Source organism: Streptomyces sp. NPDC001914 (assembly GCF_042891215.1).
Taxonomy (GTDB): Bacteria; Actinomycetota; Actinomycetes; order Streptomycetales; family Streptomycetaceae; genus Streptomyces.
The window spans coordinates 1-12,181 of sequence record NZ_JBIASW010000033.1 but is presented as its reverse complement, the minus strand read 5'-3'; the positions used below and the strand labels follow the sequence as shown (position 1 = coordinate 12,181).

8 protein-coding genes and 1 tRNA gene are annotated in these 12,181 nt (G+C 70.8%); 5 read left to right on the top strand and 4 right to left on the bottom strand.

Features of this window, described 5'->3' with window-relative positions:
* Positions 1 to 140: 140 nt before the first annotated feature.
* Positions 141 to 1,331, top strand: coding sequence for an Ig-like domain-containing protein (locus ACFYYF_RS41050; protein ID WP_388784575.1), 1,191 nt, complete (start codon positions 141 to 143; stop codon positions 1,329 to 1,331).
* A gap of 61 nt (positions 1,332 to 1,392) precedes the next feature.
* Here ACFYYF_RS41050 and ACFYYF_RS41045 read toward each other — a convergent pair.
* Positions 1,393 to 1,477, bottom strand: a tRNA-Leu gene (locus ACFYYF_RS41045).
* A 141-nt stretch (positions 1,478 to 1,618) separates the two neighbouring features.
* Here ACFYYF_RS41045 and ACFYYF_RS41040 point away from each other — a divergent pair.
* A complete protein-coding gene (locus tag ACFYYF_RS41040; protein WP_388784573.1) occupies positions 1,619 to 2,950 on the top strand; it encodes a DUF2254 domain-containing protein in 1,332 nt (443 codons plus the stop codon).
* A 67-nt stretch (positions 2,951 to 3,017) separates the two neighbouring features.
* Here the strand turns inward: ACFYYF_RS41040 and ACFYYF_RS41035 are convergent, their stop codons facing one another.
* The 3 genes from ACFYYF_RS41035 to sucC all read right to left on the bottom strand — a co-directional run bounded on the left by ACFYYF_RS41035 (position 3,018) and on the right by sucC (position 6,855).
* Complete coding sequence (locus tag ACFYYF_RS41035; RefSeq protein WP_388784617.1) at positions 3,018 to 4,583, bottom strand: aldehyde dehydrogenase family protein; 1,566 nt, start codon at positions 4,581 to 4,583, stop codon at positions 3,018 to 3,020.
* A 191-nt stretch (positions 4,584 to 4,774) separates the two neighbouring features.
* Positions 4,775 to 5,713: a succinate--CoA ligase subunit alpha gene (sucD, locus tag ACFYYF_RS41030; protein WP_388784570.1), complete on the bottom strand. Its 939-nt coding sequence runs from the start codon at positions 5,711 to 5,713 to the stop codon at positions 4,775 to 4,777.
* An 11-nt stretch (positions 5,714 to 5,724) separates the two neighbouring features.
* A complete protein-coding gene (sucC, locus tag ACFYYF_RS41025; RefSeq protein WP_388784567.1) occupies positions 5,725 to 6,855 on the bottom strand; it encodes an ADP-forming succinate--CoA ligase subunit beta in 1,131 nt (376 codons plus the stop codon).
* 166 nt (positions 6,856 to 7,021) lie between these two features.
* On the opposite strand from sucC, the gene frc reads away from it, so the two are divergent.
* The 3 genes from frc to ACFYYF_RS41010 all read left to right on the top strand — a co-directional run bounded on the left by frc (position 7,022) and on the right by ACFYYF_RS41010 (position 11,918).
* Entirely contained in the window at positions 7,022 to 8,254 is a 1,233-nt protein-coding gene (gene frc, locus ACFYYF_RS41020; RefSeq protein ID WP_388784564.1) for a formyl-CoA transferase, read from the top strand.
* Position 8,255: 1 nt separating this feature from the next.
* Positions 8,256 to 10,403, top strand: coding sequence for an acetate--CoA ligase family protein (locus tag ACFYYF_RS41015; RefSeq protein WP_388784562.1), 2,148 nt, complete (start codon positions 8,256 to 8,258; stop codon positions 10,401 to 10,403).
* Positions 10,404 to 10,526: 123 nt separating this feature from the next.
* A complete protein-coding gene (locus ACFYYF_RS41010; RefSeq protein WP_388784560.1) occupies positions 10,527 to 11,918 on the top strand; it encodes an OFA family MFS transporter in 1,392 nt (463 codons plus the stop codon).
* Positions 11,919 to 12,181 lie beyond the last annotated feature (263 nt).

The following is a 12,181-nucleotide window of genomic DNA, read 5'->3' as shown; positions in this document are numbered from 1 at the left end:
CCACTCCCAAAAATCGGACTATTCGATAAAAATGCTTCTTTGTGGCTGATTGCCCCCTCCGGCGACCAGCCCCGACGACTCAACGACCAGTGGCATGGGAGAAGCGTTTGATCACCGTACGCAAGCGACACGCAGGGCTGATGGTTACGGCCGGCGCCATCGCGCTCACGGCGCTCGGCGGCACCAGCCACGCTGCGACCAACGACACCACGACTCCCCCGGAGACGCAGGCACAGACGGATCAGGCGGGCGATCAGGACGCCTCGGACGCCCGAATAAAGATCGCACCCGGGGACGGAGTCCGCGGTGTCGCGATCGACCGTCCCGTCAAGGTCACCGTCAGTGACGGCAGACTCACCAAGGTGACCCTGACCTCCGTCGCGACCGGCACCGAGGTCCCGGGCACCCTCTCCGCGGACGGCACGTCCTGGACCCCGAACGGCCCGCTGAAGCAGGCGACCAGGTATCAGGTCGCGGCGGAGGCCGAGGACGCGAAGGGCCGCTCCGCCACCGAGAACGCCGGCTTCTCCACGGCCTCCCCGGCCAACGACTTCCTCGGGCACCTCTCCCCCGAGAACGGCTCGACCGTCGGTGTCGGCATGCCGGTGAGCTTCACCTTCGACAAGGCGATCGCCGACAGGGCCGCCGTGGAGTCGAAGATCCAGGTCAGCACCAGCAGCGGCGAGCAGGTCGTCGGTCACTGGCTCAACAACAGCCGTCTGGACTTCCGCCCCGAGCACTACTGGAAGCCCGGCTCCACCGTCACCGTCACGATGAACGTCGACGGCGTCCAGAAGACGGTCACGTTCAAGATCGGCCGGAGCCAGATCAGCACCGTCGACTCCAAGACGAAGCAGATGACCGTCAAGCGGGACGGCAAGACGATCAAGACCATCCCGATCTCGTCCGGCAGCGCCGAGCACCCGACGTACAACGGCCAGATGGTCATCTCCGAGAAGTACCGGCACATCCACATGAACGGTGCGACCGTCGGCCTCACGGAGAAGGACGGCAAGCCCTCGTACGACATCAAGGCCGTACCGCACGCCATGCGCCTGACCGACTCGGGCACGTTCATCCACGGCAACTACTGGGGCGGCGACTCGGTCTTCGGCAAGGTCAACACCAGCCACGGCTGCGTCGGCCTGAAGGACGTCAGGAACGCCGGCAACGGCAAGATGCCCGCCGCCTGGTTCTTCGACAACTCGATGATCGGCGACGTCGTGATCGTCAAGAACTCCGCGGACAAGGCCACGGCGGCCCCGGACAACGGCTTCAGCGACTGGAACATGTCGTGGAGCGAGTGGGTCGCGGGCGGCACGTCCAACTGACGCAACGCGAAGAGGACCACGACCGTCAAGGTCGGGGTCCTCTTTCGTTTACTACAAGAAGTGTCCGAGGGGGGACTTGAACCCCCACGCCCGATAAAGGGCACTAGCACCTCAAGCTAGCGCGTCTGCCATTCCGCCACCCGGACAAGGTGTCTGCCGCCTGGCCGAGGGTGTTCCCCGCGGCGACATGGATAACAATACCAAGGTTTCGGAGTGCCCTTCACCTGCATATCCGGCCCCCGGAGCGGGTCCGCGGAGCGGAGTGGGGGTGCGCCTACAGTCTCACCATGGGTGACTGGATGACTACCGGTGGTCTGCGGGAAGGGCGGCGGCCGAGAGCGCTGTCGCCGTGGCGGGAGCATCTGCGGGACACGTTCTGGTTCGCGCCCACCGCGGCCATGGTGCTGGTCTTCGTGGTGTGGGCGGTGGCGACGGAGATCGACACCGCGATCGTCGACGCGCTGCGCGACGATCGCGACTACGACACCCTCGACGATCTGCTGCGTCTGGCCGACGACGCGAAGGCCGTGGTGACCGTGGTCAGCTCGGCGATGATGACCTTCATCGGTGTGGTCTTCAGCATCTCGCTGGTCGCCGTGCAGATGGCGAGCGGGCAGTTCACTCCGCGCGTGGTGCGGATCTTCGTACGGAGCCGGATCACCAAGGCCACCTTCGCGGTGTTCCTCGCCACGTTCCTGCTGTCGCTCCTGGTGCTGACCTCGTACGAGGGGCAGGCCGAAGCGAGGTACGTGACCTCGATCCCGCTGATCCAGTCGGTCCTGACGCTCACGATGCTCGGGCTGAGCCTCCTGCTCTTCGTGCTGTACGTGAACCAGACGCTGCGGCTCATGCGCATCAGCCATGTCATCGACCGCATCACCCGCGAGGCGTTCAAGGTCCTCGCGCGCATGCCCGTGGCCCGCTCGGCCGGCGAGGAGGACAGGCTCGGACCCGAGACCGCCCGGGTCGTCCACCACGGGCGGGCGGGCGTCCTGCGGGACGTGAACATCGCCCGGCTGGTGCGGGCGGCCGGGCAGGAGGACGTCGTCCTGCGGCTGCTCCCGCGGATCGGGGACTTCGTCGTCCCGGGCACCCCGCTGTTCGCCGTGCACGGAGGTCCGGCCCCCGCCGGTCGGTCGCTGAGCTACACCGTGTCCGTCGGGGTCGACCGCACCTTCCACCAGGACTTCGCGTTCGGGCTGCGCCAGCTCGCCGACATCGGGCTGCGGGCGCTGTCGGCCGCGGTGAACGACCCGACCACGGCCGTGCAGGCCATCGACCGCATCGTGCAGTTCCTGGCCGCCGTCGCCGGCCGGCCCCTCGACACCGCTCTGCACCGGGACCGGCGCGGGAAGCTGCGGCTGGTGCAGCCCGTGCCGGGCTGGACGGAGCTGGTCGATCTCGGGTTCGCGGAGATCCGCGGGTGCGCGGTGGGAACGCCGCAGGTCACCCGCCGTATCGTCGCCGGTCTGGACGATCTCGCGGCGATCGCTCCCGCGGACCGCCGCGAGCCCCTGCTCCGCCATCGCGCCCTGCTGGTCGAGGCCGTGGAGCGCTCGGACGCCGAGCCGTCGGACCGCGCCTTCGCGCTGCGCCCGGACCGGCAGGGCATCGGCTAGCCGACCGGAACGGCACAGCATGACTGTGCACGGCCCGGCATAATGCGTACCCCGCCTCCCGCCGGGCTCACGGCATCAGGTGGTACTCCGGGAAGTTCCCCGGCAGCCGCTCCCCCGCCGGGCCCTGGGTCACCGCTCGCACCAGGAGTTCCCCGCCCACGAACGCCCCGCGCCACGACGCCCCGAAACCGCCGAAGAGTTCGTCGCGGTCGCCGCGGGAGCGGGGCCTGCCGTGGCCGACCTTGAACGCGCGGATCTGGGGCGCCAGCCGGGTGTACGTGGCCTCGTCGTCCGTGGACAGGGTGGCCACCAGCGCGCCGTTCGAGGCGTTCATCGCGGCGAGCAGTTCGGCCTCGGTGTCGACCAGGACGATCGTGTCGACCGGGCCGAAGGGTTCCGCGTGGTGCAGCGGTGAGGAGGGGGGCGGGCCCAGGAGCGTCACGGGCTGGACGTACGCCGCCGTGTCCTGGCCGGGCAGGAAGCGGGCGTCGGACGGCCTGCCGCGGTACAGCGGGACGGCGCCCCGGTCGATGGCCTCGGCGACCTGGTCGTTCAGCTCCTTGGCCTTGGCGGCGTTGATGACCGGGCCGAAGTCGAGCGCCGGACACGGGTCACCGGGCCGCTCGACGGCCAGCGGGTGACCGGTGCGCAGGGTGGCGACGGCCGGCAGGTACGCGGCGAGGAAGTCGTCGAACAGCGCGCGCTGGACGACGAAGCGCGGGTAGGCCGTGCAGCGCTGCTTTCCGTAGTCGAAGAGCTTGGGGACGACCGCCGTCAGCGCGTCCCAGTCGCTGAAGTTCCACACGCCCCAGGTGTTGAGCCCCTCCTGTTCGAGGACGTGCCGCTTGCCGAGGTCGGCGACGGCGGTGGCCACCGCGGCGCCGGTGTCCCGGCCGCCGACGAAGGAGACGCAGCCGATCTCGGGCGCGCGCACCAGCGCCTCCGACAGTTCGCCCCCGCTCCCGCTGACCAGGGTGAGCGGGATGCCTTCGCGTACGGCGAGCGCGCAGGCCAGGGTGAGACACGCGACCCCGCCGTCGGTCGGGGTCTTGGCGATGACCGCGTTGCCCGCCAGCGCCTGCACCAGCATGGCGTGGACGAGCACGCTCATCGGGTAGTTCCAGCTCGCGATGTTGGAGACGGGGCCGTCGAGCGGGGTCCGGCCCTCCACCATGGGCTCGATGCCGTCGACGTACCAGCGCACGCCGTCGATGGCGCGGTCCACGTCTGCCTGGGCGAGCCGCCAGGGCTTGCCGATCTCCCAGACCAGCAGGAGGGCGAGCAGTTCACGGTGTTCGGTCAGGGCGTCGAGGGCAGCCGCCACGCGGGCCCGGCGTTCGGTGAGGGGTACGTGGCGCCAGGCGCGGTGCTGGTCGAGCGAGGCGCGGACGGCCGCGCGGGCGGTGGTGCCGTCGAGGCGGGGCGGTCCCGCCACGGGTCCGCCGTCGACGGGGCTGGTGGCGGGCAGGGCCCGGCCGTCGGTCTGCCAGCCGGAGTTCCAGAGGTTGAGCACCCGGTCGTCGCGGAACGCCTCGGGGGCGGCGGCGAGGCACCGCCGCCAGGCGTCGGCCCAGGCCGTGCCGGACTTGAGGACGAGGGGGGCGGGTGGGCGGGTGCCGCGACGGAGCGGCATGGCGGCGGACGGGGTGGGGGTGCTCGGGGTGGGGTCGGGGGTCGTCACGAATGTCTCCGCTCTCGGTGCACAGTCGGGGGCGGGGGCCCGTCCCCGCCGGACGGCCGGGGCCGGGCCCGCGCGAGCAGTCGTCGCGCAGGTGGGAGGAGGGAAGGCGGTGAGGGCGGGCGGCTTCCGAACGTCACCTCGGGTCAACTATGGGTGACATCGCTCGGGGTCGCTCGCTCCGCCAGCCGCGCGAGGACCAGCCGTGCCGTCTCGGTCGGGGTGCCGCCGACCTGCACCCCGGCCGCTTCCAGGGCCTTCTTCTTGGCCTCGGCGGTGCCCGAGGAGCCGGAGACGATGGCGCCGGCGTGGCCCATGGTCCGGCCCTCGGGGGCGGTGAATCCGGCGACATAACCGACGACGGGCTTGGTGACGTGATCGCGTACGTACGCGGCCGCCCGTTCCTCGGCGTCGCCTCCGATCTCCCCGATGAGGACGATCAGCTCGGTGTCGGGGTCCTTCTCGAAGGCGGCGAGACAGTCGATGTGGGAGGTGCCGACGACGGGGTCCCCGCCGATGCCCACACAGGTGGAGAAGCCGATGTCCCTGAGTTCGTGCATGAGTTGGTAGGTGAGGGTGCCGGACTTGGAGACCAGCCCGATGCGTCCGGGGACGGTGATGTCGGCGGGGACGATGCCCGCGTTCGACTGTCCGGGGGAGATGAGACCGGGGCAGTTGGGGCCGATGACGCGGGTCCCGCGGGCGGCCGCGTACGCGCAGAAGGCGACGGAGTCGTGGACGGGGATGCCCTCGGTGATGACGACGACGAGCGCGATCCCGGCGTCGGCGGCCTCCAGCACGGCCGCGCGGGCGAATGCGGGCGGTACGAACACGACGCTCACGTCGGCTCCGGTGGCCTCGATCCCCTCGCGCACCGACCCGAAGACGGGGACGGTCCTGCGGGTGCCGCTCCCGTCCCCGGGGCCGGGGACGTCGAACTCCACGGCCAGACCGGCCTTGCGCGGGTTGACGCCGCCGACGACGTCGGTGCCGGCGGCGAGCATGCGCCGGGTGTGCCGCATACCCTCGGCTCCGGTCATGCCCTGGACGAGGACCTTGGACTGCTGGGTGAGAAAGACGGCCATGTGCCGCTCCTTCAGCTCGTGTGGGCCAGTCGGGCGGCGAGCCGGGCGGCGTCGTCCATGGTCGCGGCCTGGTGCACCAGGGGGTGGGCCAGGCCGCCGAGGACGGCGCGGCCGCGGGCGGCGTTGTTGCCGTCGAGCCGGACCACGATCGGCTTGGTCGGCCGTACGGCGTCCAGGGCCCGCACGATGCCGTCGGCGACCGCGTCGCAGGCGGTGATGCCGCCGAAGACGTTGACGAGGACGGACCTGACGCCGGGGTCGGACAGGACGACGGACAGTCCGTCGGACATGATCCGCGCGGAGGCTCCGCCGCCGATGTCGAGGAAGTTGGCGGGGCGGGCGCCGCTGCCGGCGACGACGTCGAGCGTCGACATGACAAGGCCCGCGCCGTTGCCGATGACGCCGACCTCGCCGTCCAGTTTCACGTAGTTGAGGCCCTTGGCGGCCGCCGCGGCCTCCAGCGGGTCTTCGTGCGAGTTCTCCTGCTGTGCCCAACGCGCCTGCCGGTAGCGGGCGTTGCCGTCGAGCGTGACCTTGCCGTCCAGGGCCATGAGCTGCCCCTGGGCGGTGCGGACGAGGGGGTTCACCTCGACCAGGAGGGCGTCCTCGCGGATCAGCACCTGCCAGAGCCGGACGAGGACGTCGGCGGCGCGCGGGGGCAGTCCCGCCGTCCGGACGATCTCGGCCGCCTTCTCCGGGGTGACGCCCTCGGCGGGGTCCACGGGCACGCGTGCCACCGCCTCGGGCCTGGCCGCCGCCACCTCCTCGATCTCCGTGCCGCCCTCGGCGGAGGCGATGGCGAGGAAGCGTCCGGCGGCGCGGTCGAGGACGTACGAGACGTAGAACTCGGCCTCGATGTCGACGGGTCGGGCCAGCATGACCGTGCGGACCGGGTGGCCCTTGATGGTCATGCCGAGGATCTCGCGTGCCGTGCGTTCGGCGGCCTCCGGGTCCTCGGCGAGCCGGACGCCGCCCGCCTTGCCGCGTCCGCCCGTCTTCACCTGGGCCTTGACGACGGCCCGGCCGCCGAGCCGGCGGGCGATGCCGCGCGCCTCGCCCGGTGCGTCGGTCACCTCGGCCGGCGGCACCAAGATGCCGTGTTCTTCGAAGAGTTGCCGCGCCTGATGTTCGTACAGGTCCACGTTTCGGCTCCTGTCCTGAAAGTGGTGCACGACCCCTGGACATCACCCATCGGATGCGGGATAACAATCTTCATACAGTATTCGTCGACTGTATGCAATGTGCCGAACCTGACCCACCCGCCGCCGCACCGGAGCGGCTCAAGGCAACGGACAAGTGAGGTGACCTGTGACGACCAAGGCTCTCGAAGGCATCCGGGTCCTGGACATGACGCACGTTCAGTCCGGCCCCTCGGCCACCCAGTTGATGGCATGGCTCGGCGCCGACGTGGTCAAACTCGAGGCGCCGAGCGGTGACATCACCCGCACCCAGCTGCGGGACCTCCCGGACGCCGACTCGCTCTACTTCACCATGCTGAACAGCAACAAGCGCAGCATCACCCTCAACACCAAGACCGAGCGCGGCAAACAGCTCCTGACCGAGCTGATCCGCCGGTCCGACGTCATGGTGGAGAACTTCGGCCCCGGAGCGATCGACCGCATGGGCTTCACCTGGGACCGCATCCGCGAGATCAACCCGCGGATCGTCTACGCCTCCATCAAGGGCTTCGGGGACGGCCCCTACACCGACTACAAGGCGTACGAGGTGGTCGCGCAGGCCATGGGCGGTTCCATGGCCACCACCGGATTCGAGGACGGCCCGCCGATGGCCACCGGTGCCCAGATCGGCGACTCGGGCACCGGCGTCCACGCCGTCGCCGCCGTCCTCGCGGCATTGCTCCAGCGCACCCGCACGGGACGCGGCCAGCGCGTCAACGTGGCGATGCAGCACGCCGTCCTCAACCTCTGCCGGGTCAAGCTGCGCGACCAGCAGCGCCTGGCACACGGCCCGCTCGCCGAGTACCCGAACGATGACTTCGGCGACGAGGTCCCCCGCTCGGGCAACGCCTCCGGCGGCGGCCAGCCCGGCTGGGCCGTCAAGTGCGCGCCGGGCGGACCCAACGACTACGTCTACGTCATCGTCCAGCCCACCGGCTGGAAACCGATCACCCGGCTGATCGGCCGCCCCGAACTGGCCGACGACCCCGACTGGGCCACCCCGGGGGCGCGGCTGCCCAGGCTCGCCAAGATGTTCCAGCTCATCGAGGAATGGACCACGACATTGCCCAAATGGCAGGTGCTGGAGAAACTCAACGCCGAGAACATCCCGTGCGGACCGATCCTGTCCACCAAGGAGATCATCGAGGACGCCTCGCTCGCGGCCAACGACATGGTCGTCGAGGTCGCGCACCCGGGGCGCGGCTCGTACGTCACCGTCGGCAGCCCGCTCAAGCTCTCCGACTCCCCCGTCGACATCACCGCCTCCCCGCTGCTCGGTGAGCACAACGAGGAGATCTACATCGGCGAACTCGGCCTCGGCGACGAGGAACTGCGGCTTCTCAAGTCGGGCGGGGTGATCTGAGGTGGCGGCTTTGGACCGGGTGGCGCTGGTGCGGGCCCTGCTCGACGGCGTCCGGCGCGAGGGACGCACCGCGCTGACGGCGCCCGAGGGCAAGCGGATCGCCGACGCCTACGGGATCGCCGTGCCCGGCGAGGAGATCGCCCGCGACGAGGACGAGGCCGTCACCCACGCGGAACGGTTCGGCGGCCCCGTGGTGATGAAGATCGTCTCCCCCGACATCCTGCACAAGACCGACGCGGGCGGCGTACTGGTCGGCGTCGAGGGGGAGGCGGACGTACGGGCCGCGTTCCGGACGCTGGTCGCCAACGCCCGCTCGTACGACGTGCGCGCCCGCGTCGACGGCGTGCAGGTGCAGGAACTGATCCCGCCCGGGCAGGAGGTCATCGTCGGCGCGGTGACCGATCCGACCTTCGGGAAGGTCGTCGCCTTCGGACTCGGCGGTGTGCTCGTCGAAGTGCTCAAGGACGTCACCTTCCGGCTCGCTCCCGTGGACGCCGACGAGGCGCTGTCGATGCTCGACTCCATCCGCTCGGCGCAGATCCTGCGCGGGGTGCGCGGCGGGCCGGCGGTGGACCGGGCGGCCCTCGCCGAGCAGATCCGCCGGGTCTCCGAACTCGTCACGGACTTCCCCGAGATCGCCGAGGTGGACCTCAACCCGGTGATCGCGGCCCCGGACGGCGCGATCGCGGCGGACATCCGCGTGATCCTCGGACCGGGCGCCCCGGCCGGGCGGCGCCGGTACGCCCGTGAGGAGATCCTCGCCTCCATGGACCGGCTGATGCGTCCCAGGTCGATCGCGGTCATCGGCGCCTCCGACGTCCCGGGCAAGATCGGCCACGCGGTGCTGCGCAACCTCGTCGACGGGGGCTTCGCGGGCGAGATCCACCCGGTGAACCCCAGGGCGGACGACATCCAGGGCCGCAAGGCCTACGCGACTGTCACGGACATCCCCGGCGACGTGGACGTCGCGGTCTTCGCCGTCCCCGCCCGGGCGGTGCCACGCGTCCTGGAGGAGGTGGGACGCAAGAACATCCCCAACGCGGTCCTCATCCCCTCCGGTTTCGCGGAGACCGGCGAACAGGCGCTCCAGGACGAGATCACGGCCATCGGCGAGCGGTACGGCGTACGGCTGCTCGGCCCGAACATCTACGGCTACTACTCGACCTGGCAGGACGTGTGCGCCACGTTCTGCACGCCGTACGACGTGAAGGGCGGTGTCGCGCTCTCCTCGCAGTCCGGTGGGATCGGCATGGCCGTTCTGGGGTTCGCCCGGACCACGAACACGGGTGTCTCGGCGATCGTCGGGCTCGGCAACAAGGCGGACCTGGACGAGGACGACCTGCTCACCTGGTTCGGCGAGGACCCGCACACCCGGTGCGTGGCGATGCACCTGGAGGACCTCAAGGACGGGCGCGCCTTCGTGGAGGCGGCCCGCGCCACCGTCCCGAAGAAGCCCGTCGTCGTCCTGAAGGCGGGGCGGACCGCCGCCGGCGCACGGGCCGCGGGCTCGCACACCGGAGCCCTCGCGGGCGACGACGCCGTGTACGACGACATCCTCCGGCAGGCCGGGGTCATCAGGGCTCCCGGCCTGAACGACATGCTGGAGTACGCGCGCGCCCTGCCGGTGCTGCCGGCTCCCCGGGGCGACAACGTCGTGATCATCACGGGCGCGGGCGGCAGCGGTGTCCTGCTGTCCGACGCGGTCACCGACAACGGGCTGTCCCTGATGGAGATCCCGCCGGACCTCGACGCCTCCTTCCGTGAGTTCATCCCGCCCTTCGGGGCCGCGGGCAACCCGGTGGACATCACGGGCGGCGAGCCGCCGTCGACGTACGAGGCGACGATCCGGCTCGGTCTGGAGGACCCGCGCGTCCACGCGCTCGTCCTCGGCTACTGGCACACGATCGTGACCCCTCCCCTGGTCTTCGCCGAGCTCACCGCCCGCGTGGTGGCCGAGTTCCGCGAACGCGGGATCGAGAAGCCCGTGGTGGCGTCGCTCGCGGGCGACGTCGAGGTGGAGGAGGCGTGCCGGTACCTGTACGAGCGGGGGGTCGTGGCCTACCCGTACACCACCGAGATGCCGGTGGCCGTCCTCGGCGCGAAGTACCGCTGGGCACGGGCGGCGGGCCTGTTGGGGGGTCGTTCATGACATGAGGACGCGGGGGGCCGGCCGACGGTGCGCGTCGGCCGCCCCCGGGACCCGTGAGCGCACGAAAGGCATGTGGCAGGGGGCGCTGACCAGTTCTTTCGACGCAAGGGGATCTCGATCGACATGACAACCACCGGCTACTCGACATCGGTTCCACCCCGAGAGGTGAAGGACCGGAACGGACGTGTGTACCGCGTCGGTGAGACCGACATCGACATCATGGGCCGCGGACGCGCCTGGATGGTCTTCCTGCCCTGGGCGGGCATGCTGGGCATCAGCTCCGCCGAGTACGCGTTCACCTCGGCGGAGGACACGCTCCACGAGGCTCATCTGTGGAGCAGCGGACACATCTTCTGGCTGATGGGCGTCTGGGTGTTCTTCCAGGCGGCCGTGGCCTTCCCGGCGGGGCAACTGCGCGAGAGCGGCAGGCTCCCCGCCCGCACGGCGATGCTGCTGGGCGCGCTCGGCACACTGCTCGGCTACGTGTCCCTGGCGTTCGCCCCGCACGTGCTGGTCGCCTATCTCGGCTTCGGCATGTGCAGCGGCATCGGAGCGGGTCTCGTCTACGCGACCTGCGTGAACATGGTCGGCAAGTGGTATCCGGAGCGCAAGGGCGGCAAGACGGGGTTCGTCAACGGCGGCTTCGCCTACGGGTCCGTGCCCTTCGTCTTCCTGTTCACCTCGTACATGGACCTGAGCAACTACCAGGGCGTCCTGGTGGGCGTCGGTCTGCTCTGCTGCGCCGTGGTCGCGACGGCCGGCTGGTTCTTCAAGGACCCGCCGAAGGGCTGGTGGCCGCCGGACGTGGACCCGCTGAAGCTGCCGGACGACCCCAAGATCCGGCGGACGCTGGAGAAGAACCCGCCGGCGGTGAAGCAGTACACCCCGAAGGAGGCCGCGCGTACCCCTGTTCTGTGGATGATGTGGTTCTGTCTGCTGTGCACGGCCGGGATCAACATCTTCGGCATCGCCTTCCAGGTCCCGTTCGGCAAGGACATGGGCTTCGCGGGCGGGATCGTGGCCACGGCGATGTCGCTGAAGGCGATCGTCAACGGCACCGGGCGCGGGGTCATCGGCTGGATCTCCGACCGCGTGGGACGGCGGCACACGCTGATCATCGTGTGTCTGGTGCTGGGTACGGCCCAGTTCGGTGTGCTGGTCTCGGGCCAGATGGGCAGCATGCCGTTCTTCCTGTTCTGCTCCATGGTCTCCGGCTTCGGCGGCGGCGCGATCTTCCCGCTGTTCGCGGCCATGACGGCGGACTACTTCGGGGAGAACAACAACGCCTCCAACTACGGGATGGTCTACAGCTCGAAGCTGATCTCGGGCCTCCTGGGCTCCGGCATGGGCGCGGTCGTCGTCGGCGCATGGGACTACGACGGCGCCTTCGTGCTCGCCGGGACCATCGGTCTGGCGTCCGCCGTGCTGGCCCTGTTCCTCAAGCCGCCGGACCGGCCCGGGGCCCGCGGCATCGTCCCCAATCCGCAGCCGCTCGGCGAGGAGATGGCGTCATGACGGCGAACGCGGACGGCTCGGCACCGCAGCCACAGCCACGGGCACAGGCACAGGCACAGGCACAGGCACAGCCGGTGGGCTGAACGGCTGCGGGCACGGGTGGAGGCGGCCCTCCTCGCGACACGGCGAGGAGGGCCGCCTCCGTGCACGGGGCCGGGCCCCGTCGCCCCGGCCCCGCCCCCCCCCCCCCGGGCCCCCCCCCCCCCCCCCCCCCCCCCCCCCCCCCCGGCCCCCCCCGGGGGGGGGGCCCCCCCCGGGGGCCC